18 protein-coding genes, 2 tRNA genes and 1 pseudogene are annotated in these 21,618 nt (G+C 59.1%); 9 read left to right on the forward strand and 12 right to left on the reverse strand.

All coding sequences use genetic code 11. The features are described from left to right. Positions 1–126: 126 nt before the first annotated feature. Positions 127–1,089, reverse strand: coding sequence for an NAD(P)H-quinone oxidoreductase (locus tag HNE05_RS13105; RefSeq protein WP_173208009.1), 963 nt, complete (start codon positions 1,087–1,089; stop codon positions 127–129). A gap of 133 nt (positions 1,090–1,222) precedes the next feature. Here HNE05_RS13105 and HNE05_RS13110 point away from each other — a divergent pair, with 133 nt between their 5' ends. The 6 genes and pseudogenes from HNE05_RS13110 to HNE05_RS13135 form a co-directional block, all read left to right on the forward strand. Continuing rightward, positions 1,223–3,295 carry a carboxy terminal-processing peptidase gene (locus HNE05_RS13110; protein WP_173208011.1) on the forward strand — a complete coding sequence of 691 codons (2,073 nt, stop codon included), beginning with the start codon at positions 1,223–1,225 and terminating at the stop codon, positions 3,293–3,295. Positions 3,296–3,526: 231 nt separating this feature from the next. After that, positions 3,527–4,999 (forward strand): GGDEF domain-containing protein, encoded by a 1,473-nt coding sequence (locus HNE05_RS13115; RefSeq protein ID WP_173208014.1) that lies wholly within the window; start codon positions 3,527–3,529, stop codon positions 4,997–4,999. Positions 5,000–5,141: 142 nt separating this feature from the next. Further along, positions 5,142–6,386, forward strand: a complete 1,245-nt coding sequence (locus tag HNE05_RS13120) for a hypothetical protein (RefSeq protein WP_173208016.1) — start codon at positions 5,142–5,144, stop codon at positions 6,384–6,386. Then, the gene (locus HNE05_RS13125; protein WP_173208018.1) at positions 6,383–6,907 is read left to right on the forward strand and encodes a hypothetical protein; all 525 of its coding nucleotides are present in this window, start codon (positions 6,383–6,385) and stop codon (positions 6,905–6,907) included. The genes HNE05_RS13120 and HNE05_RS13125 overlap by 4 nt, the downstream gene beginning before the upstream one ends. Beyond that, positions 6,895–8,856 carry an AAA family ATPase gene (locus tag HNE05_RS13130; RefSeq protein ID WP_173208021.1) on the forward strand — a complete coding sequence of 654 codons (1,962 nt, stop codon included), beginning with the start codon at positions 6,895–6,897 and terminating at the stop codon, positions 8,854–8,856. Before HNE05_RS13125 ends, HNE05_RS13130 begins: the two co-directional genes overlap by 13 nt. A gap of 53 nt (positions 8,857–8,909) precedes the next feature. Continuing rightward, positions 8,910–9,341 (forward strand): annotated as a pseudogene (locus HNE05_RS13135) (diguanylate cyclase domain-containing protein); the annotation flags it as partial. Here HNE05_RS13135 and HNE05_RS13140 read toward each other — a convergent pair. The 7 genes from HNE05_RS13140 to HNE05_RS13170 form a co-directional block, all read right to left on the reverse strand. After that, positions 9,333–9,803, reverse strand: a complete 471-nt coding sequence (locus tag HNE05_RS13140; protein ID WP_219637193.1) for a tetratricopeptide repeat protein — start codon at positions 9,801–9,803, stop codon at positions 9,333–9,335. The pseudogene HNE05_RS13135 and the gene HNE05_RS13140 overlap by 9 nt on opposite strands. Next, positions 9,804–10,172, reverse strand: coding sequence for a hypothetical protein (locus HNE05_RS13145; protein WP_173208024.1), 369 nt, complete (start codon positions 10,170–10,172; stop codon positions 9,804–9,806). It abuts the gene before it with no gap. Continuing rightward, on the reverse strand, positions 10,169–10,489 hold the full coding sequence (locus HNE05_RS13150; RefSeq protein ID WP_173208028.1) for a helix-turn-helix domain-containing protein: 321 nt from the start codon (positions 10,487–10,489) through the stop codon (positions 10,169–10,171). Before HNE05_RS13150 ends, HNE05_RS13145 begins: the two co-directional genes overlap by 4 nt. A gap of 157 nt (positions 10,490–10,646) precedes the next feature. Further along, complete coding sequence (locus tag HNE05_RS13155) at positions 10,647–11,081, reverse strand: YkvA family protein (RefSeq protein ID WP_173208031.1); 435 nt, start codon at positions 11,079–11,081, stop codon at positions 10,647–10,649. A 365-nt stretch (positions 11,082–11,446) separates the two neighbouring features. Beyond that, positions 11,447–12,154 (reverse strand): BamJ family beta-barrel-assembly machinery protein, encoded by a 708-nt coding sequence (locus HNE05_RS13160; protein WP_173208034.1) that lies wholly within the window; start codon positions 12,152–12,154, stop codon positions 11,447–11,449. Between the two features lie 239 nt (positions 12,155–12,393). Beyond that, a tRNA-Asp gene (locus HNE05_RS13165) sits at positions 12,394–12,470 on the reverse strand. A gap of 20 nt (positions 12,471–12,490) precedes the next feature. Next, positions 12,491–12,566: transfer RNA gene (locus HNE05_RS13170), tRNA-Val, on the reverse strand. 159 nt (positions 12,567–12,725) lie between these two features. Here HNE05_RS13170 and rdgC point away from each other — a divergent pair. Both rdgC and sugE read left to right on the forward strand, forming a co-directional pair. Next, entirely contained in the window at positions 12,726–13,646 is a 921-nt protein-coding gene (gene rdgC, locus HNE05_RS13175) for a recombination-associated protein RdgC (RefSeq protein WP_173211672.1), read from the forward strand. Positions 13,647–13,813: 167 nt separating this feature from the next. Then, positions 13,814–14,128 carry a quaternary ammonium compound efflux SMR transporter SugE gene (gene sugE / locus HNE05_RS13180; protein WP_173208037.1) on the forward strand — a complete coding sequence of 105 codons (315 nt, stop codon included), beginning with the start codon at positions 13,814–13,816 and terminating at the stop codon, positions 14,126–14,128. Positions 14,129–14,182: 54 nt separating this feature from the next. Here the strand turns inward: sugE and HNE05_RS13185 are convergent, their stop codons facing one another. The 4 genes from HNE05_RS13185 to HNE05_RS13200 all read right to left on the reverse strand — a co-directional run bounded on the left by HNE05_RS13185 (position 14,183) and on the right by HNE05_RS13200 (position 17,957). Next, positions 14,183–16,054 carry a 1-acyl-sn-glycerol-3-phosphate acyltransferase gene (locus HNE05_RS13185; RefSeq protein ID WP_173208041.1) on the reverse strand — a complete coding sequence of 624 codons (1,872 nt, stop codon included), beginning with the start codon at positions 16,052–16,054 and terminating at the stop codon, positions 14,183–14,185. Positions 16,055–16,170: 116 nt separating this feature from the next. Further along, entirely contained in the window at positions 16,171–16,500 is a 330-nt protein-coding gene (locus HNE05_RS13190; RefSeq protein WP_173208044.1) for an AzlD domain-containing protein, read from the reverse strand. Continuing rightward, on the reverse strand, positions 16,500–17,210 hold the full coding sequence (locus HNE05_RS13195; protein ID WP_173208047.1) for an AzlC family ABC transporter permease: 711 nt from the start codon (positions 17,208–17,210) through the stop codon (positions 16,500–16,502). Before HNE05_RS13195 ends, HNE05_RS13190 begins: the two co-directional genes overlap by 1 nt. 177 nt (positions 17,211–17,387) lie before the next feature. After that, positions 17,388–17,957 carry a GNAT family N-acetyltransferase gene (locus HNE05_RS13200; RefSeq protein ID WP_173208050.1) on the reverse strand — a complete coding sequence of 190 codons (570 nt, stop codon included), beginning with the start codon at positions 17,955–17,957 and terminating at the stop codon, positions 17,388–17,390. Positions 17,958–18,115: 158 nt separating this feature from the next. Here HNE05_RS13200 and HNE05_RS13205 point away from each other — a divergent pair, with 158 nt between their 5' ends. Then, a complete protein-coding gene (locus HNE05_RS13205; RefSeq protein ID WP_173208052.1) occupies positions 18,116–21,592 on the forward strand; it encodes a hybrid sensor histidine kinase/response regulator in 3,477 nt (1,158 codons plus the stop codon). Positions 21,593–21,618: the final 26 nt, after the last annotated feature.

A 21,618-nucleotide genomic window follows, 5' to 3' on the forward strand; every position in this document is an offset into this window, starting at 1 on the left:
TTTTTTGAGCTAGAGCCAGGCAAGGCGCAATTGGGCGAGGGCGCGGAGTTTACGAGCTGTAAATGAGCAGCCCGAGCCCAATTGCAACGCAGCATGGCCGACGATCAAGAGATCGTAGACAGATTCTCAGACCAGGCTCTCGTCTATCAGCAGCACCACCTTGCCGGCCACCTGATTGCTCGCTAGCGCGGCAAAGGCGGCCTGCACATCCTTGGCCGCGAAGCTCTGTTCCAGCTGCGGCTTCAGCCGCCCTTCGCCGAACAGCGGCCAGACATGCTGGCCCAGATCGCTGAGCAGCGCCGCCTTGAACTCGTCATCCCGATTGCGCAGGGTCGAACCGCTCAGCTGGATGCGCTTGCCGAGCAGCAGCGCCATATCCAGCTGCGCCTTGCTGCCGCCCATCAGGCCGATATTCACCCAGCGTCCGTCACGCGCCAGCAGCTCGAGATTGAGTTCGGCGTAGTTCGCGCCAACCGGATCGAGGATCACGTCGAACGGGGCGAAATCACGCAGGCTCGCCAGGTTCTCGCCGCGTAGCGCGCCGCCCTGGGCACCGAGGCCGGTGCAATAAGCCAGGCGCTCCGTCGAGCCGACACTGACCCAGCACGGGCTGCCGAAAGCCTTGCACAGCTGGATCGCCGCCGAGCCGACGCCACTAGCGCCGGCATGCAGCAACACCTTCTCGCCCGGTTTCAGCCCGGCCAGCTGGAACAGGTTGAGCCAGGCGGTGGCATACACCTCCGGCAGCGCCGCCGCTTCGGCCAGCGACAGGCCTTGCGGTACCGGCAAGGCATGGCGGGCATCGACCACCACTTCCTCGGCCATGCCGCCACCGGCCAACAGGCAGCAAACCCGATCACCGACCTGCCAGGCACTGCCGGCGCCGACCTCGCTGACTACCCCGGAACACTCCAGGCCGAGCACGTCGCTGCTACCCGCTGGCGACGGGTACAGACCGGCGCGCTGCAGCAGATCGGCACGGTTGAGCCCAGCGGCCGCCACGCGCACGCGAATCTGCCCTACATCGCAGGCTGGAGCGGGCCGCTCGCACCATTCCACCTGCCCTTCGACGCCTTGCAATGCCTTCATGCTGCCTCCATAGTGAACAAGCCCCCCGGCGTTGTGTGCCGGGCTTTCTGCATTCTGCCGCCCGGCTCAATGGAACCTGGCGCTCACATGACGGCCTAATATGCGTTATCAATTGCCCTCGCGTCGAATCACCATGCTGCGTCTCTCTTCTACTGCCCTGGCTCTCGTGCTGGGCCTGCAAGCTATGTCCGCGGCCGCCAAGACCGGCCCGGAGAACTGGGAATACCTGCAGCCCGACCGTGAGCAGGTGATTGCCAGCCTCAACGTGGTGGAGCTGCTCAAGCGCCATCACTACAACAAGCCGCCGCTCGACGATGCACGCTCGCAGAAGATCTACGACGGCTACCTGAAGACCCTCGATCCGGCGCGCAGCTACTTCACCGCCGCCGACATCGGCGAATTCGACCAGTGGCGCAACAAATTCGACGACCTGCTGAAAAGCGGCGACCTGGAGCCCGGCTTCCTCATGTACAAGCGCCAGCTGGTGCGCGTGCAGGAGCGCCTGGACTACGCCATCCAGTTGCTCCAGGACACCTCAAAACTCGACTTCGAGGTCGAGGAAAGCCTGCTGGTGGAGCGCGAGAACGCGCCCTGGGCCAAAGACCGCGCTGAACTCGATGACCTTTGGCGCAAACGCGTGAAGGATGAAGTGCTGCGCCTGAAACTGGCCGGCAAGGAACCCAAGGCCATCGAAGAACTGTTGAGCAAGCGTTACAAGAGACAGCTCAAGCGCCTCGACCAGACCAGCGGCGAGGACGTGTTCCAGACCTACATCAACGCCTTCGCGCAGACCTATGACCCGCACACCAACTACCTCTCCCCGGACAACGCGGAGAACTTCGACATCAACATGAGCCTGTCGCTGGAAGGCATCGGCGCCGTGCTGCAGTCCGACAACGAGCACGTCAAGGTGGTACGCCTGGTGCCGGCCGGCCCGGCGGAGAAGAGCAAGCAGATCGTTCCGGCCGACAAGATCATTGGCGTGGCGCAGGGCGACAAGGACATGGTCGATGTGATCGGCTGGCGCCTGGACGAAGTGGTCAAGCTGATTCGCGGGCCGAAAGGCTCCAAGGTGCGCCTGGAAGTGATCCCGGCCAGCAATGCGCCGAGCGACCAGACCAGCAAAGTCGTCAGCATCATCCGCGAAGCGGTCAAGCTGGAAGAACAGGCCGCGCAGAAGTCGGTGCTCAAGCTCAACCATGACGGCCGCGACTACAAGCTCGGGGTGATCAAGGTGCCGGCCTTCTACCTCGACTTCAAAGCCTTCCGCGCCGGTGATCCGAACTACAAGAGCACCACCCGCGACGTCAAACGCCTGCTTACCGAGCTGAAAAAGGACAATGTCGACGGCGTCGTCCTCGATCTGCGCGACAACGGCGGCGGCTCGCTGCAGGAAGCCACCGAGCTGACCGGCCTGTTTATCGACCAGGGCCCGACCGTGCTGGTGCGCAACAGCGACGGCCGCGTCGATGTGCTGGCCGACGAGGAGCCGGGCGTGTTCTACACCGGCCCGCTGGCCGTGCTGGTCGACCGCCTCTCGGCCTCCGCCTCGGAGATCTTCGCTGGCGCCATGCAGGACTACCACCGCGGCCTGATTCTCGGCGGCCAGACCTTCGGCAAAGGCACGGTGCAGACCATTCAGGAACTCAACCACGGCGAGCTGAAGCTGACCCTGGCCAAGTTCTACCGGGTTTCCGGGCAGAGCACCCAACACCAGGGCGTGCTGCCGGACATTGCCTACCCGGACATCGTCGACACCAAGGAAATTGGCGAGAGCGCCCTGCCCGAAGCCATGCCATGGGACAGCATCCGCCCCGCGATCAAGCCGGAAAGCGATCCGTTCAAGCCGTTCCTGGCCGAGCTGAAAGCCCGCCATGAAGCGCGCACGGCAGAAAACCCGGACTTCGTCTTCACCCGCGAGCGCCTGGCCCTGGCCCAGGAACTGATGCAGCAGACCAGCATCAGCCTCAACGAGCAGACCCGACGCAGCCAGCGTGCCGATATCGAGGCCCGTCAGCTGGCCCTGGAAAACACCAAGCGCAAGGCCAAGGGCGAGGAGCTGCTCAAGGAAATCAAGGAAGAGGATGAAGACAGCCCTCCCGTCGAGCCGGAAAAGACCAAGCCGGAAGACGATGCCTACCTGAGTGAGAGCGGGCGCATCCTGCTCGACTACCTCGGCATGGATACCCAGGTGGCCAAGCACTAAGAACCTGTCACGGATCTGCTGCGCGTCGGCCATACGGCGTTAAAAATCACCTCGGGCTGCTCATTTACAGTACGTAAATTCCGCGCCCTCGGTGATTTTTGCCTTGTCTGGCTCTAGCTCGCGAGATCCGAGACAGGTTCTGACGTCATCAAAGCGTCATCGTTCTGTCGTGAAATGAAAGGGCCGGTAGCGATACCGGCCCTTATCATTTTCCGCCCTGCGAGACCCGCCATGACCGTCACCGAGCAGTTGAGCGCACTGGATCAGATCCTCGCTCACGGCGACCTACACAGCCTGTTCCAGCCCATCATCGCCCTGGCCGACCGGCGCATCCTCGGCTACGAGGCCCTGACCCGCGGCCCGTCCAACAGCCCGCTACATTCACCGATTGCCCTGTTCAGCGTGGCCCGCAACTGCGGACGCCTGAGCGAACTGGAGCTGGCCAGCCGGCGCAGCGCCTGTCGTCGCTTCCGTGACCTGCAGCTGGACGGCAAGCTGTTCCTCAACGTCTCGCCGGAATCCCTGCTGGAGCCGACTCACCAGCCGGGGCGCACCCTCAAGCTGCTGCAGGAGTTCGGCATCACCCCGGACAGGGTGGTGATCGAGCTGACCGAACAGGCGCCGATCGACGATTTCAGCCTGCTCGATACCGCCCTGCACCACTACCGTGCCATGGGCTTCTCCATCGCCCTCGACGATCTTGGCGCCGGCTATTCCAGCCTGCGCCTGTGGTCCGAGCTGCGCCCCGACTACGTGAAGATCGACCGCCACTTCATCGACGGCATCCACAAGGATGCGGTGAAGCGCGAATTCGTCGGTTCCATCCTGAAGATGGCCAAGGCCTCACGCGCCCAGGTGATCGCCGAAGGCATCGAACTGGCAGAAGAACTGGCCGTGCTCAGCGAAATGGGCGTGGACCTGCTGCAGGGCTATCTGCTTGGCCGGCCGCAGGAACAACCGCCGCGCGATGCCCGCAAACTGCTGCCGCAACTGGACAGCAGCGTCACCAGCATTCACGAGGAAAGCACCGACCTTGGCGCCCTGCTCAATGAGCAGCAGGCGGTCAGCCACAGCACGGCCACCGCCGAGGTGCTGGAAGCTTTCCGCGCCCAGGCCAACCTCAACTCGCTGGCCGTGCTCGACGAACAGCAGCAACCGGTGGGCATCATCCATCGCCACTCCTTGTCCGAGGCCCTGCTCAAGCCCTTCGCCACCGACCTGTTCGCGCGCAAGCCGATCAGCCGCCTGATGAGCACGGACTTTCTCGCCGTCGACCTCGGCCAGTCGCTGCAACAGGTCAGCCGCCTGCTCACCAGCCGCGCCCGGCAACGCATCGAAGAGGATTTCATCATCACCCAGCAGGGCCGCTATCGTGGCCTGGGACGGGTGATCGACGTGCTCAAGCTGATCACCGAGGTGAAGATCCAGCAGGCCCGCTACGCCAACCCGCTGACGTTGCTGCCGGGCAACGTGCCGATTCAGCAATGCCTGAGCCGCCTGTTACAGCAGAGCCGCGACGCGGCGGTGTGTTACGTGGATATCGACAGTTTCAAGCCGTTCAACGACATCAAGGGTATCGGTTTTCCCCCTATAGGGTTGTGCCAGACCTGTAGGGATACGCATAAACAGGAACAAACCAAAAGCGACAACAGCTCAGCACGAGCCAGAGTTGAACTGACCCTTCGATGCCATCCACCCAAATAACAAAGGCTACATCCAGAGAAGGCTGGAGACAAAAAATCTCAGGCATAGAGGTATAGAGGCATATCGACATCACCGGCGGCTTCAGTTAGGGTTCGGATAACCGTAATATCCGAATCACCTGAGTAATGGATTACACGTCCCTATGACACAAATAATAAACCGGGATGCTGCCGACAAAACAAAAGGTTTCAGGCTCCAAAAGCTTCGAGCCACAAAGCTTCTACTAGAAGCATCAAACGAACTCTCAAGCGTAAATTTTTATTACTCCGCGATTGAAGCAGAGGAAGATGTAACAATAATAAAAACTATAAACCTCAACACCGAGCAGCTGATTGAGGAAGATAAAAATTACGACGACATAAAAAATTTTACGATATTTTCAGAAGCAGTCCTCAACACTCTCGTAAGTTTTTTCGATATATATACGGGGAAATGGCAGAAAAGCCACACTACTGCCTTTACATTTAGTTTCTACACAACCACAAATCTTGGGAAGGAGAGGAAGAAGGAGCTTGACGATGGTACAGCTATAGAACTTCCACCCAAACCAATACTCGAAATACTTCAAAATCACTCAGAAATTACAGACGACATAGCAAGCCTTGTAAAATCTATACTGCTAGTCGAATACAGAAAACAATATAGTAACCTTCCATATAAAGGGTATTTAAAAGCCCTTGAAGATATATCAATTGAAGATTTTAAATCCTTCCTCAAAAAAATCAACTGGCTTTCTGGACAGGAAGATGAATCTGCACTGCAAGAAAGCACTGAGAAGCTGATAAAAACCAGCAAATACTACCAACTCAGCATGAGTGGTAAAGAACAATTAATCCTTGCAAAACTGCTAGACAAAATCGATGAAAAACAACACTTCAAAGATTTTGCAGAAAGATTCATTAACTCTGCCGAAGTAGAGTTGATTTTCAAAATGGCAGAATCTGAAGTCAACGAATTCCTGCTAGACCCAATTTGGAAAGAACTGAAAGCCATTTCAGAAGAAATTACGGACAAACGTAATCTAGAAGAAAAAATTCTTGATGTTTGTCCCACCTATCCAAAGTCAAAAATCGCAACACTTTCTAGAAAAGCCTGTAGCTCAAAAACAGAAGAAGACGCCAGCAACAGAAGCTTTCTCTCACTAAAATATAGAGTTTTTTCAGCTTGCGATGACTATTTTTTCGACAATAGTAAGTTCACCTCATCAATAGAACCAAGCTCTCTCGACGACACATTGAAGCTTTTGCAAAATAAAGCATTTGAATCAATCGAAGAGCTTAAAAAAGACTACACCTATACCTTGTCAAATAAAGAAACAATTAACAGCATCGTAATTAATCTAATAGACTCATGCTTCATATGCTTCGACGAGGAGAAATCCGAATGAACGAAGCAATCAAAAAAAGCTTAATGTTCGTTTCATCAGACGACTTCTACCTATTAACCTACTCAATCATTATCGTACTCGACTGCCTTAATTGCACCAAAAGCAGAGAATTCAAGGACTATAGAAAACTGCCCTTCATAATCGAGATTGTAAATAATAAAAAACTCGCAATTATTTTAGAAGCATCAAAAACAGAACCACTGCACAAGAAAGACAAGGATTTTATTTTCCAAAGTTACTCAAACGGCCTCGCCAAAAGAAGCGAGACATTAAAAATATTATTTACCCTTGAAAAGAAAGGCTACATAAGCCTTACACAAGGGAACATAGAGACACTAGTAAACATCACCCTCAACAAAGAAAAACTACCTGACGGTTTTTTATCAAGAGACGTATTTAGCGGTGAATACGCCAACTGTGAAAGCTTTAAAAGAACCATTCAAAGAAGCACATCAATCACTCTTGATACATTCCTCAGCAAGGTATATAGGGACAGAGGCATCAAGATATGGGAAATTTAAGAATACAAAAAGTCATCTATGAAGGGGCAAACTACCATTATGAATCCCCTCTATTTGACGAAAACCTTATTCTGATTGAAGGCGACAACGGAACCGGAAAAAGCACCTTCTGCAACCTAATATATTTTGGGCTGGGCGGCAGAGTAAGCGAATTCATTCGAAGAGAGGAGGAAAAACACAAGGAAATTACAGAAGACAAAGACAATCGAGTCGAGCTTTATATAAAGATAAACGACGAGAATTACAAACTCACTCGATACATAGACGACACAGATATAACAGTTTCTTCAATCCTAGAAGCATGCAATATTGAAACCAAAGAAACCATTTTACTTTCAGATAACGACACACACCCGCTCATATTTCAAATACATCGCACACATGAAGTCGGGCATATATTTTCAGACTGGATTTTATCCAAACTTAAGATATCAGTAGTAGAGCTATACCAAGGTCATAGAAATTTTAAAATAAATCTCAATGACCTAATGCGCCTTATATATCATGACCAGCAACCAGACCCTAGAGGGGTTTACAAGAAGCTGGACAATCAAGTCAACTTCATGAACGACTCCGAGCTTTTACGAAAAGCAATTTTCGAACTTTTAGTCGGAAAAACATTCTCTGAGTATTATGACTCTCTATCCAAAACTAAAAATCTCGAAAAAGAGAAAAACATTGCAGCCGGGCTATTAAAAGAATATTCACGAATTGTCGAAGAACTCTCGGGAAGCTCTGAACCTTTAAATATATCTTTCCTTCAAGCATCTTTACAGGAAAAAGAAAATCAGCTTGAAAGACTCCACAAAGCACGAAATGAATTCAAGAAAAACAGAGAACCTAAAGGTTCATCTATAGACTACGCTTTAATCGACATTAAAAACTTGATAACTGAAAAACAACTTTCTCTAAGCAATTTCAACCAAGGGTTGATTTCTGTAATTGGAGAAAAACAGAAGCTGAATTTAGTTAAAGAAAACATTCTGAGAGAAATATCCCAAATAGTAAAAATCATTCACTCGCATGATCAGCTTAATTTATTTTCGGCTGACACCTGCCCTTATTGCTTAGGGAAAGTCGAACGACCAACAGGTCACTGCGTATGCGGGTCAGAAATCAAGGAAGAGCAATATCAACGCTTTTTCTATACATCCAAAGAATATAAAGAAATTTACAAAGCCAAAATAAAAACAACTCAAACAATTGAAACTGCAATTTTAGACTGCGAACAAGAGCTAAATAGCATACAACTAAGCATTAAGCAGTTGGACGCTGAAATACCATTGCTTATGCGAAAAATTGAAGAGCGCGTTGATAATCTTGACACCCCCTTAGACCTCGACACTATCAACGACATCGACGATGGAATATTAGATACTCGTCAAGACATAGAAAAAATACGTCAACAGATTGAAGCAGAAAGCAAAAATGTTCGCCTTCAAAACGACTATGATAGAAAAAGAGAAGATCACGAAAACTCAAAAATTCTTACCAATGCGTTAGAAGCCAAATCCAAAATTGATATCCAAGATAAAGTAGGAAAGCTTAGCTCTATTTATAACAAGCTAATGACTGAGTCACTACCAGATTGCAGGACTGCGCGTATCAGCATGGAGGATTATCTGCCCATTGTTGGCAGTGGAGAATACAGAGAAGCAAGCTCTGGTGTTTCAAAAAGACTAATGTATTACCTTGCTCTTATGAACTTATCCTTATCGCAAGACGATGTAGCCTTTCCTAGATTCTTGATAATTGACACACCAGAAACAGCCGGAGTGGAAATTGAAAATCTTAAGCGCTGCCTAGCTAAGATTGGCGAACTCAATAATTATGGAATTGACTACCAAGTAATATTAACCACAGGTCTTAAAAAATACCCTGACGAGTTCATTAAATACAGAAAGATTTACCTGCCCGATAAACAGCATCGCTTGCTAATAAAAAAATAGATGTCCAGGTCGAACACACCGGAACCCTCTACTGAGGTTTTTCACCAATCGCGCCGTTGACCGACCTCTACGGCTATGCCAAGGGCGACGAGGTGCTGCTGTGCCTGGCGCAGTGCCTGAACGAACGGGTCGACCCGAGCCGCGACTTCGTCGGCCATATCGGTGGCGATGACTTCATGCTGGTACTCGGCTCAGCCGACTGGCGCAAACGCATCCAGCTGCTGCTGGAAGACTTCCAGGGCCAATGCCGGCGCTTCTACCGCGACGAACACCTGCAGGCTGGCTGCTTCGTCGCCCACAACCGCCAGGGCCAGCGCGAGGAGTTTCCGCTGTTGTCCTTGTCCGTGGGGGTCGTGCAACTGCAGTCCGCAGCCTGCGCCAAGCTGGACGCCGGACAGTTGGCCAGCCTGGCATCGGAAGCCAAGCGTCACGCCAAGGCGATTCCCGGCTACAGCATGCATGTGCTGGACAGCCTGTCAGCCTAGACCAAACTCGCTGGCTCGCTGCTCAAACTGCTGTGCCAGCGTGGCGTCCACCACCAGGCCTGGCCCACCCTCGCGGTACAACCAGGCCAGTCGATGGGCCGCCAGCGGATGGCCGGCCTGCGCCGCCAAGGTCCACCAGCGCGCCGCTTCAGCACCATCCGGGGCCTGGCGGCTATCACCGCTGAGGCTGATCAAGCCCAGCTGGTAGGCGGCCTTGCCATCCCCGGCAGTCGCCGCCAGACGCAGCAGGCGCAGGCCTTCCTCGCGCGCACCCAAGCCCTGGCCGCGAAACAGTAAAAGATGACCGTAGAAACTCTGCGCCGACACATCGCCTTGCGCCGCCATGCGGGCGAACTGGCCCTGCATCCAGGTCCAGGCTCGTGGCTGCTGCATCAGCCAGCGCCAGTGGAACAGCTCGCGCGCCACCCGGTAACCCAGGCGGGCACGCAGGTGCCAGAGCACTCAGGCTTCCTCGGCGGGATAACTGAACTCGAAGACGCGGGCGACTTCAGCCGCATGCCAGGATGCCGCGGCGATGCCATCGGAAGGCCCAGAGAAACGCCCGAGGCGGTTCACGCACTCGAAGAATCCGGTGCGCGGCAAACGGCTGGCACCCTGGCTGATGACCAGAGCACTGCGCAACGGGCGCTCGGCACGGGCATCCATTGCCGCCAGATGTTCCAGCGCGGCGGTCAGGGTCTGCATCGCCGGAGTCGGCAGCTGCAGGCGCTCGACCAGTGCCCGGTAAGTCAACAGATGCCGCTGGCGGCGGGCATCCTCAAGCTCGGTCAGCAGGGCCTGCCAATGCTGGCGGTGGATACGTACGCTCAAGAACCCTGCTCCCAGGCACTCACGCCGAGTACACGCCCCAGCGCACGGAGGATTGCCCCATCGGGCTGGCGCTCACCGCTCTCGAACAGATTCAGGTAGTGCGGGCTGATGCCCACCGCGCGGGCCAGATCGGCCTGCGACAGGCCTTGCGCCTCGCGCAGGGCGACCAGCTCACTCAGGGCTACGGCATTCCCCTGCGGCTCTTGCGGCGCGGGTGCCGCAGTGCGTCCGGCAGCCTGCAGCAACGCCTGGTACTCGGCCCAGGGCAGCACCGCATATTCAGCCTCACCGTCACGCGTGATCACTTGCACACTCATCAACACTCTCCGTGGACTGCAGCGCCGACTTACCCGGCGCCCTCCTTGCAGGCCGCTATCTTAACAACTGGGCCATAGGCAGAGGGTGACCCATAGCGCCCCGCCGTTACAAGTGTTTCGCAACACGCCAGGCAAAAAGCTGTTCAACCGCCCAGGATCATTCCGGCAGCCGATCCACCGCCGGCACGTGCTCGATCAGCAACAGCTCCGCGGGCGCCTGCAAGTCCCGCCAGGCGCGATAGGCATCCAGCTCGCCGCGCCAGGTGCGCAGAACCCAGGCCAGCACTGCCAGATCGTCCAACAGACCGATACCCAGCAGCCAGTCCGGCAGCGCATCCAGGGGGGTGAGGAAATACAGCAGGGCGGCGACCACACTGAGGAACGCCTGGGTGCCGATAGCCCGGTATTCGCCCCGCCACCAGGCCATGCACAAGCCGACCAGAAGTCGCAGGTCTTCGCGCACAGCCCCCAGGCGGCCACCCTTGCTGGCACTCTTTTGCAGCACCGCAGCCAACATGCCTGGCAGCTTGCCGCGAGCAAGAAGCGCCTGTGCCGCCTGCAAGTAACGCTTCAAATGAGCGGGAACATTCATCGTCTTTCTCCACAACCCGCATGCCTGCTGGGCTTGTCAGGGTTATCCACCAAAGCTGTGGATAACCTTGTGCACAATTATCCGATAGACCAGGCAAACGCCCACGCCATGCGGCCTACGCACAGATCGGGCACTTTTTGTTCAGAGCATAAAGTCATTAAAAATCATGTAGTTAGCATCCGAGCAATGCTCAGGAAAAACGTAACAGTCAGCGCCACGCGGGTAACTCGGCGAATGTGCATAACCGTAACACCCGCGCCTCGCGTCCTCTCTTTTCAGACCCGTAAGTCAGCCTACTGTTCTTCTGTAACCTACAGAAACGACAACGCCCCGACTAGGCGGGGCGTTGTGTGTACCAGCAGGTATTACTGCTGAGCAGCGGGATCCTTGATCGCCAGCAGCTCCAGCTCGAATACCAGCACCGAGTTGGCCGGAATGGCCGGGGTCGGGCTCTGCTCGCCATAGGCCAGGGCACTCGGGATGTACAGTTTGTACTTCTCGCCGACGTGCATCAGTTGCAGGCCTTCGACCCAACCCGGGATCACGCCGTTGACCGGCAGATCGATCGGGCTGCCGCGCTCGACGGAGCTGTCGAACACGCTGCCATCGGTCAGCTTGCCTTCGTAGTGAACGGTCACCACGTCGGTGGCTTTCGGCTGAGCGCCATCGGCTTTCTTCAGTACTTCGTACTGCAGGCCGGAAGCGGTGGTGATCACGCCTTCTTTCTTGGCATTTTCTTCGAGGAACTTCTTGCCAGCCTTGGCCGACTCTTCATTCAGCGCCAGCATGCGCTGTTCGGCACGCTGCTGCAGGAAAGTGAAGGCTTCAACCAGCTCTTCGTCCTTCAGCTGCTGCTCTTTCTTGCCCAGGGCGTCAGCGATGCCGGCGGAGATGGCTTTCTGGTCCAGGTCGTCGATGCCTTGCTGGGCCAGGCTCTTGCCCATGTTCAGGCCGATGCCGTAGGAAGCCTTCTGCGCCGGAGTTTTCAGTTCGACTTCGCTGGTCTGCGAATCGCAACCGGCCAGTACCAGGCCTACCAGGGCAACTGCCGCGGCTAAACGATGTTGTTTCATGCTTGATCCTTGTTGGAGCGCCCTGAAGCAGGCTATCGGTGAGTGCGCGAGCTTAGCAGCCTGCGCCGATTACTGGCTACGGCAGTAGGAACCGCAGAGCCTGGAATAGTTCAGCCTGTGCGAAAAACCGCATTAAGTAGGTGGCTACCATGCCTGCGGCGGTAAATCGCAGGCAAAAAAAAACGACCTTTCGGTCGTTTCTTCCAGTCTTGGTCTTCAGTCTAACCAAGGCTTATGTATGGCGCAGCGGACGGGACTCGAACCCGCGACCCCCGGCGTGACAGGCCGGTATTCTAACCGACTGAACTACCGCTGCGCGTAACCTCGTGAGCGAGATGGTGGGTGATGACGGGATCGAACCGCCGACCCTCTGCTTGTAAGGCAGATGCTCTCCCGGCTGAGCTAATCACCCTTCACTCTCGAAGTGGGCCGCATTCTAGACAGCGACCCGAACCTTGGCAAGCTCTTTTTTTAAAAAATTTTGCAGGCGTTCCAAAGGCTTAGCGACAGCTTGGCCAATCGGCCCTGGCAGAGAATAATGCGCGCTTTGCGCAATTGGAGTGTCACCCCCATGTGGTTCCGCAACCTGCTTGTCTATCGCCTGACCCAGGATCTGCCTTTCGATGCCGAGGCACTGGAGGCTGCACTGGCCACCAAGCTGGCACGTTCCTGTGCCAGCCAGGAGCTGACCACTTACGGTTTCATCGCCCCCTTCGGCAAAGGTGAAGACGCCCCGCTGGTACATGTCAGTGGTGACTTCCTGCTGGTCGCTGCGCGCAAGGAAGAACGCATCCTGCCGGGCAGTGTGGTGCGCGATGCGCTGAAGGAAAAGGTCGAGCAGATCGAAGCCGAACAGATGCGCAAGGTCTACAAGAAGGAGCGCGACCAGCTCAAGGACGAGATCATCATGTCCTTCCTGCCGCGCGCCTTCGTCCGCCGCTCGGCCACCTTCGCCGCCATCGCGCCCAAGCTCGGCCTGATTCTGGTCGACTCGGCCAGCGCCAAGCGTGCCGAAGACCTGCTGTCGACCCTGCGTGAAGTGCTGGGTTCGCTGCCGGTGCGCCCGCTGTCGGTGAAGATGGCGCCGACCGCGACCATGACCGACTGGGTCAAGTCGCAACAGGCCGCGCCGGACTTCTTCGTCCTCGACGAGTGCGAGCTGCGCGACACCGCCGAAGACGGCGGCGTGGTGCGCTGCAAGCGCCAGGACCTGACCAGCGAGGAAATCCAGCTGCACCTGTCCACCGGCAAGCTGGTCACCCAGCTGTCTCTGGCCTGGCAGGACAAGCTGTCGTTCATGCTCGACGACAAGCTGGTGGTCAAGCGCCTGCGCTTCGAAGACCTGCTGCAGGACCAGGCCGCGCAGGATGGCGGCGACGACAACCTCGGCCAGCTGGATGCCAGCTTCACCCTGATGATGCTGACCTTCTGCAACTTCCTGCCAGCGCTGTTCGAAGCCCTCGGTGGTGAAGAGGTTCCGGAGGGAATCTGACCTATCTGACAACTTTGGCAACACCTGCCAGGGCCCGCTCATCCCGGTGAGCTTGCCCTGCGCAAGGCAATGTGCAAAATAACGCACAGCGCAAGGACGACCTTGCTACTCCTCACGAGTGATCACCTGGGACGGCCCGCATTCTTAGCTTTAATGCGGAGTTCTCCATGTCCTGGTTCATCCTGTTGCTCGCCGGCCTGTTCGAAGTCGGCTGGGCTGTCGGCCTGAAATACACCGACGGCTTCACCCGCCCCCTCCCTACCCTGCTTACCGTTGGCGCGATGATCGTCAGCCTGGCGCTGCTCGGCCTGGCGATGAAGGAGCTGCCCCTGGGTACCGCCTACGCCATCTGGACCGGAGTCGGTGCGGTGGGCACGGTGATCGCCGGGATCATCCTGTTCGGCGAGTCGATGGCGTTGCTACGCCTGCTCAGCGTGGGGCTGATCGTCGCCGGCTTGCTGGGGCTGAAGCTCAGCCATTGAGATACAGACAGAAAAAAGCCCGCCAAGTAGCGGGCTTTTTTCATGACGGTGAACCTAGCGCACGTCACCCCGCAACTGCGCCACCTGCTCTTGCAGCACCAGGCGCCCGGTGTCGGCTGGCATCGGCTGCCCGGCGACCAGGGTGATGCGCGACCAGAAGCGCTTGAACAGGCCTTTGTGCGGCGCACGGCTGAAGAAGCTGCCCCACAGGCCCTGCAACGCCATGGGGATCACCGGCACGGGGTTAGCGGCCAGAATGCGCTCCACCCCAGCCTTGAACTCGTCGATCTCGCCACTGGTGGTCAGCTTACCCTCGGGGAAGATGCACACCACCTCCCCCTCTGCCAGGTACTGGGCGATGCGCTGGAAAGCCCGTTCATAGGTTTTCTCGTCTTCACTGCGCCCGGCGATCGGCACCGTACCGGCGGTGCGGAAGATGAAGTTGAGCACCGGCAAGTTGTAGATCTTGTAGTACATGACAAAGCGCACCGGCCGGCGCACCGCACCGCCGATCAGCAGCGCATCGACGAAGGACACATGGTTGCACACCAGCACCGCCGCGCCCTCGTCCGGAATCGCCTCCAGGCCCTGATGGCGCACGCGGTACATCGAATGGCTGAGCATCCAGATGAGGAAGCGCATGGTGAATTCGGGGACGATCTTGAAGATGTAGGCGTTGACCGCGATGTTCATCAGCGAGATGGCGAGGAACAGCTGCGGGATCGACAGCTTGGCCACGCTGAGAAACAGGATCGACACCAGCGCCGCGGCCACCATGAACAAGGCGTTGAGGATGTTGTTAGCGGCGATGACCCGCGCGCGCTCCTTCTCCACCGTACGCGACTGGATCAACGCGTACAGCGGCACGATATATAAGCCACCGAACAGGCCGATGGCGAAGATCGCCGCCATGATCCACCAGGCCTGGGCCACGCCCAGCAGGCTCAGCCAGTCATAGGGGGTCGCCACGGCCGGGAAGTCACTGGACACCCACCACAGCAGAATGCCGAACAGGCTCAGGCCCATGGAGCCGAACGGCACCAGACCGATTTCCACCTTGTGCCCGCTCATGCGCTCGCAGAGCATCGAGCCCAAACCGATGCCGATGGAAAAGACCGCGAGGATCAGCGTCACCACGCTCTCGTCGCCGTGCAACAACTCCTTGGCGAAGGCCGGAATCTGCGTCAGGTACACCGCACCGAGGAACCAGAACCAGGAGTTGCCGACCAGCGAACGCGACACCGCCGGACGCTGGCCCAGCCCCAGGCGCATGATCCGCCAGGATTGGCGCACGATGTTCCAGTCCAGCACCAGCTCCGGCATGGCCGCCGCCGCCCGCGGCACGGAGCGGCTGGCCAGGTAACCGGCCAAGGCCACCAGCACCACCGCCCCTGCCACCAGAACGGCATAGCTGGAACTGGCCATCAGCATCCCCGCGCCGATGGTGCCGGCGAGGATGGCCAGGAAGGTGCCCATCTCCACCAGGGCATTGCCGCCGACCAGCTCATGCTCGCGCAGCGCCACCGGCAAGATCGAATACTTCACCGGGCCGAACAGCGCCGACTGGGTGCCCATGGCAAACAGGGTGAGCAGCATCAGCGGCAGATTGCCGAGGACAAAGCCGATGGCGCCGACCGCCATGATCAGCACCTCGGCCAGCTTGATCACGCGAATCAGGGCGTCCTTGGCGAACTTCTCACCGAACTGACCACCCAGGGCGGAGAACAGGAAAAACGGCAGGATGAACAGCATGGCGCACAGGTTGACCAGCAGATCGCGGTCGCCGCTGATGCTCAGCTTGAACAGGATGGCGAGGATCAGCGCCTGCTTGAAGATATTGTCATTGAAGGCGCCGAGCAGCTGGGTGAGGAAAAACGGCAGAAAGCGCCGGGTGCCCAGCAGGGCAAATTGCGAGTGTTGGGTCATCGTCCTTGTTCCTGTCTCTGAGGCCGAGCGGGCCGCTGAGCATTGGACAATAGGTCAGCCTGCCGGCGCCACACCCGCGTGCGGCTTTTGCGGGTTCGCCGGACAAAAGCCGCCACTCACAGCGGCAATTGCCCAAACAACCAGCGCAGCAGGAAGAACACCAGCAAGCCTCCCGCGATGGTCGCCAACAGATTACGCGTCAGCGCGGCGATGCCGATGGTCACCAGCCCGGCCAGCAGATAGGCATTGTCCAGACTCAGAGCCAGGTGCTGGCCATCGGGCAGTAGCATGCCGGGCACGACGATGGCGGTGAGCACCGCCGTCGGTACGTAATGCAGGCCCTGGCGCACCAGCTCCGGGAAACGCAAGTCGGGGAAGGCAAACAGGCTGTAGCGGGTGGTGAAGGTGATCGCCAGCATGCCGAAAATCAGTAGCCAGTTTTCCATCAGAACACCTCATCCTGCAGCAGGCGGTAACGCCGCTCGAGGACCACGCCGACCACAATCCCGGCACCGGCCGCGGCCATCAGTCCGAGTTTGTAGGGCAGCCCGTGACCGACCAGGGCCACGGCGCCGGCGACCACTGCCGCCGCCACCTGCGGGCGATTGCGCAGCACCGGCACGACGATGCCGATAAAGGTGGCGAGCATGGCGAAATCCAGGCCCCAGGCGGCAATGTTCGGCACGGACTGGCCGAACACCAGGCCGATCAGGGTGCACAGCTGCCAGTTCAGGTACATCGCCAGCGCAGCACCGAGGAAATACCAGTGCTTGTGCGGCGAGCTATCCGTCTCGGCATAGCGGTGCTGGACCACGGCGAAGGCCTCGTCGGTCAGCCAGAAGGCCAGCGGCATGCGCCAGCGCTTGGGCAGATGACGGACGAAGGGTTGCAGGCTGGCGCTGTACAGGGCATGGCGCAGGTTGACCACCAGGGTGGTGAGCAGCAACACGGCCAGGGTCGCTCCACCGCCAAGCAGGCTGAGGGCAATGAACTGCGCCGAGCCGGCGAATACCAGCACGGACATGCCGATGGTCTGCCAGGGCGTGAGGCCGGCAGCGCCGGCCAGGCTGCCGAAGATGATGCCGAAGGGCATGGCGCCGAGCAGCATCGGCAGCATGTCGCGGGCGCCCTGCAGGAATTCGTGATGACGGGACATGGAACCTCCTTGAGCGAGCGAGGCTAGCCGATCATCAACGCGTCGTCTTGAACAATCTTGCGCAGTCGGTCAAATACGTTTGCCGAAGCGGCGTCAGCCGGTCACCGCGCTATCGCGGCTGAAGCCGCCCGCACCAGAAGGCATCCGTAGCGCAACCAATCAACAGCACATGCGCGGTCAGGCGCCGAAGCGCGCTTCCAGCTGTTGCTTGACCTGGGGCCACTCGCTGTCGGTGATACTGAACATCACTGTGTCGTCGAGGCGACCGTCGGCCAGGCGACGCTGGTTGCGCAACAGGCCCTCGCGCACGGCGCCGAGCTTCTCGATGGCGCGCTGCGAGCGCAGGTTGCTCGCCGCGGTCTTCAATTGCACCCGTACCATCCGCCACTCATCGAAGGCATGGCGCAGCATCAGGTACTTGATCATGCTGTTCAGCCCGCTGCCGTGCTGACGGCTATCCAGCCAGGTGTAACCGATCTCGCAGGACGGCAGGCTGGCATTGAAGTCGAAGAACCGCGTGGTGCCGACCAGCTCGCCAGCCAGGCGGATGGCAAACACCACGGCCTGCGCAGCCTTGTGCTCGGCCAGGGCGTTGCGGTACCAGTCCGGGCGGGTGGTGCCACTCATGAACTGTTGCGACTCGCGATTGGCCTCGGCCAATGCCAGCAGGCCGGGCAGATCGGCCTCGCTCAGCGGGTCCAGACGCAGCGCTCCCTGCTGCAAAACGGTGGGTAGTGGCTCAAACATCGCCAGGCTCCAGAAAAACTCCACGGCCGACCACGCTAACAGGGCGCCGGCGGCGGCTCAAGGCGCTTGCGACCATAGTCTGCCTGACGCACGGCAGAACCCATGCGAGACTACTGGCTACCCGGAGCGCCTGCGCGCCCTTGCCCCGTGGAGTCTGCATGTCGTTGTCCAGCGGATTGATCGCCCTGGTCGCTCTGGTCTACATGGCCATCCTGTTCGCCATCGCCTTCTACGGCGACCGCCGCCGCGCACCACTGTCGCCGCGCGTGCGGGCCTGGGTCTACAGCTTGTCGCTGGCGGTTTATTGCACCAGCTGGACCTTCTTCGGCGCGGTCGGCCAGGCCGCCGGCCAGTTGTGGTCGTTTTTGCCGATCTACCTGGGGCCGATCATCGTCCTGCTGTTCGCCCCCTGGGTGCTGCAGAAGATGATGATGATCAGCAAGCAGGAGAACATCACCTCGATTGCCGACTTCATTGCTGCACGCTACGGCAAGTCGCAGTCGCTGGCCGTGGTGGTGGCGCTGATCTGTCTGGTCGGCGTACTGCCCTATATCGCCCTGCAACTGAAAGGCATCGTGCTCGGCGTCAACCTACTGATCGGCGCCACCCCCAGCCCGACCCGCGGCCAGGACACGGCGCTGATCGTGTCGCTGATTCTCGCCCTGTTCACCGTGCTGTTCGGCACGCGCAACCTGGATGTCACCGAGCATCACCGGGGCATGGTGCTGGCGATCGCCTTCGAGTCGCTGGTCAAGCTGCTGGCCTTCATGGCCGTGGGTGTGTTCGTCACCTGGGGCCTGTTCGATGGCTTCGCCGACCTCTCCCGCCAGGCGATCCAGGCCCCCGAGCTGCAGGCGTTCTGGGCGGAAACGGTGAACTGGCCGGCGATGCTGGTACAGACCGGCCTGGCCATGGCCGCCATCGTCTGCCTGCCCCGCCAGTTCCATGTCACCGTGGTGGAAAACATCGAACCCAAGGACCTGCGCCTGGCGCGCTGGGTATTCCCGGCCTACCTGCTGCTGGCCGCGCTGTTCGTCATTCCCATCGCCCTGGCCGGGCAGTTGTTGCTGCCATCCGGCGTGCAGCCGGACTCCTTCGTCATCAGCCTGCCGCTGGCCGAGGCCCATCCGGCCCTGGCGCTGCTGGCCTTTATCGGCGGCGCCTCGGCGGCCACCGGCATGGTCATCGTCGCCTCGGTGGCGCTGTCGACCATGATCTCCAACGACATGCTGCTGCCGGTACTGCTGCGCCGGCAGAAAACCGAGCGGCCGTTCGAGGCCTTCCGCCACTGGATGCTCAGCGCGCGGCGCCTGAGCATCCTGATCATCCTGCTGCTGGCCTATGTCTGCTATCGCCTGCTCGGCACCAACGCCAGCCTGGCCACCATCGGCCAGCTGTCATTCGCCGCCATCGGCCAGCTGATACCGGCCATGTTCGGCGCCCTGGTGTGGAAACAGGCCAACCGCCGCGGCGTGTTCGCCGGCCTCGCCGCCGGCTGCGCCCTGTGGTTCTACACCCTGGTTCTGCCCCTGGTGGCCGGTGGCCTGCGCTGGTCGCTGAACAGCTTCCCGCTGCTGCCGGAGCTGCTGTATTACCCGCTGGGCTTCGACATCGACCCGCTGACCCGCGGTGTGGTGCTGTCCCTGGCCGGCAACTGGGTGCTGTTCGGCGGGGTCTCCTGGTTCTCGCGCACCCGGGTCTCCGAGCACTGGCAGGCCGGGCGCTTCATCGGCCAGGAGCTGAATGCCAGGGCCGGTTCGCGTAACCTGCTGGCGGTGCAGGTGGCCGACCTGCAGGAACTGGCCGCGCGCTTCGTCGGCGAAGAACGCGCACGGCAGAGTTTCCTGCGCTTTGCCTATACCCAGGGCAAGCCGTTCAACCCCACGCAGAACGCCGACAGCGAATGGATCGCCCACACCGAACGCCTGCTCGCCGGCGTGCTCGGCGCCTCCTCGACCCGCGCCGTGGTGCGCGCGGCCATCGAAGGGCGGGAGATGCAGGTCGAGGATGTGGTGCGCATCGTCGACGAAGCCTCGGAAGTGCTGCAGTTCAACCGCGCCCTGCTGCAGGGTGCGATCGAGAACATCACCCAGGGCATCAGCGTGGTCGACCAGTCCTTGCGCCTGGTGGCCTGGAACCGTCGTTACCTGGAGCTGTTCGACTACCCGGAAGGCCTGATCAGCATTGGCCGACCGATTGCCGAGATCATCCGCTACAACGCCGAGCGCGGCCTGTGCGGGCCCGGCGAAGTCGACGAACACGTGACCAAGCGCCTGTACTGGATGCGCCAGGGCAAGCAGCACACTTCGGAACGGCTGTTTCCCAACGGCCGGGTCATCGAGCTGATCGGCAACCCCATGCCCGGCGGCGGCTTCGTCATGAGCTTCACCGACATCACCGCCTTCCGCGAAGCCGAGCAGGCGCTCAAGGAGGCCAACGAAGGTCTGGAGCAGCGGGTCGATGCCCGCACCCGTGAACTGTCGCAACTCAACCAGGCGCTGGGCGTGGCCAAGGGCGTGGCGGAAAGCGCCAATCAGTCGAAAACCCGCTTCCTCGCCGCGGTCAGCCACGACCTGATGCAGCCGCTGAACGCTGCCCGGCTGTTCTCCGCCGCCCTCTCCCACCAAGAAGACGCCCTGCCGCGCGAGGCGCGCGAACTGGTGCGCCATCTGGACAGCTCGCTGCGCTCGGCGGAAGACCTGATCACCGACCTGCTGGATATCTCGCGCCTGGAAAACGGCCGCATCACCCCCGACCTCAGCGCCTTCCCGCTGAGCCAGCTGTTCGATGCGCTGGGCACCGAGTTCAAGGTACTGGCCCAGGAGCAGGGCGTGGATTTTCGCCTGTGCCCGAGCAAGCTACGCATCGAAAGTGACCCGCGCCTGTTGCGCCGGGTGCTGCAGAACTTCCTGACCAACGCCTTCCGCTATGCCAAGGGTCATGTGCTGCTCGGCGTGCGCCGCGAGGGGCAGAACCTGCGTCTGGAAGTCTGGGACCGCGGCCCCGGCATTCCCGAGGACAAGCGCAAGGTGATCTTCGAGGAGTTCAAGCGCCTGGACAGTCACCAGACCCGCGCTGAGAAAGGCCTGGGTCTGGGCCTGGCGATTGCCGACGGCCTCTGCCGGGTACTCGGCCATCGCCTGCAGGTGCGCTCCTGGCCGGGCAAGGGCAGCGTATTCAGCGTCAGCGTGCCGCTGGCGACGACCGCCTTGCCCGTAAGCAGTCCGCGCAAACCATTGCCGGAACTCAATGGCCAGGCCCTCGGTGGCGCCCAGGTGCTGTGCATCGACAACGAGGACAGCATCCTCACCGGCATGCACAGTCTGCTGTCACGCTGGGGCTGCCAGGTATGGACGGCGCGCAACCGCCTGGAATGCGAGCACCTGCTGGCCGAGGACGTGCGCCCGCAACTGGCGCTGGTCGACTACCACCTGGATGAGGGCGACACCGGCACCGAATTGATGGCCTGGCTGCGCACCCGCCTGGGTGAACCGTTGCCGGGCGTGGTGATCAGCGCTGACGGTCGCCCGGAACTGATCGCCGCCGTGCACGCCGCCGGCCTCGACTACCTGGCCAAGCCGGTCAAACCGGCCGCCCTGCGCGCCCTGCTCAGCCGGCATCTGAAGCTGAACTGAAGCGCACACTCAGAGTCGCTTTGGAT

Origin of the sequence: Pseudomonas campi (assembly GCF_013200955.2) — a bacterium.
GTDB lineage: Bacteria > Pseudomonadota > Gammaproteobacteria > Pseudomonadales > Pseudomonadaceae > Aquipseudomonas > Aquipseudomonas campi.

Excerpts from the sequence above, each read along its gene's own strand:
- HNE05_RS13115 (WP_173208014.1), top strand. The coding sequence starts at position 3,527 with ATGACCGTCACCGAGCAGTTGAGCGCACTGGATCAGATCCTCGCTCAC.
- HNE05_RS13160 (WP_173208034.1), bottom strand. The coding sequence starts at position 12,154 with ATGAAACAACATCGTTTAGCCGCGGCAGTTGCCCTGGTAGGCCTGGTA.
- HNE05_RS13130 (WP_173208021.1), top strand. The coding sequence starts at position 6,895 with ATGGGAAATTTAAGAATACAAAAAGTCATCTATGAAGGGGCAAACTAC.
- HNE05_RS13190 (WP_173208044.1), bottom strand. The coding sequence starts at position 16,500 with ATGGAAAACTGGCTACTGATTTTCGGCATGCTGGCGATCACCTTCACC.
- HNE05_RS13200 (WP_173208050.1), bottom strand. The coding sequence starts at position 17,957 with ATGTTTGAGCCACTACCCACCGTTTTGCAGCAGGGAGCGCTGCGTCTG.
- sugE (WP_173208037.1), top strand. The coding sequence starts at position 13,814 with ATGTCCTGGTTCATCCTGTTGCTCGCCGGCCTGTTCGAAGTCGGCTGG.
- HNE05_RS13105 (WP_173208009.1), bottom strand. The coding sequence starts at position 1,089 with ATGAAGGCATTGCAAGGCGTCGAAGGGCAGGTGGAATGGTGCGAGCGG.
- rdgC (WP_173211672.1), top strand. The coding sequence starts at position 12,726 with ATGTGGTTCCGCAACCTGCTTGTCTATCGCCTGACCCAGGATCTGCCT.
- HNE05_RS13195 (WP_173208047.1), bottom strand. The coding sequence starts at position 17,210 with ATGTCCCGTCATCACGAATTCCTGCAGGGCGCCCGCGACATGCTGCCG.
- HNE05_RS13150 (WP_173208028.1), bottom strand. The coding sequence starts at position 10,489 with ATGAGTGTGCAAGTGATCACGCGTGACGGTGAGGCTGAATATGCGGTG.
- HNE05_RS13125 (WP_173208018.1), top strand. The coding sequence starts at position 6,383 with ATGAACGAAGCAATCAAAAAAAGCTTAATGTTCGTTTCATCAGACGAC.
- HNE05_RS13155 (WP_173208031.1), bottom strand. The coding sequence starts at position 11,081 with ATGAATGTTCCCGCTCATTTGAAGCGTTACTTGCAGGCGGCACAGGCG.
- HNE05_RS13110 (WP_173208011.1), top strand. The coding sequence starts at position 1,223 with ATGCTGCGTCTCTCTTCTACTGCCCTGGCTCTCGTGCTGGGCCTGCAA.
- HNE05_RS13185 (WP_173208041.1), bottom strand. The coding sequence starts at position 16,054 with ATGACCCAACACTCGCAATTTGCCCTGCTGGGCACCCGGCGCTTTCTG.
- HNE05_RS13205 (WP_173208052.1), top strand. The coding sequence starts at position 18,116 with ATGTCGTTGTCCAGCGGATTGATCGCCCTGGTCGCTCTGGTCTACATG.
- HNE05_RS13120 (WP_173208016.1), top strand. The coding sequence starts at position 5,142 with ATGACACAAATAATAAACCGGGATGCTGCCGACAAAACAAAAGGTTTC.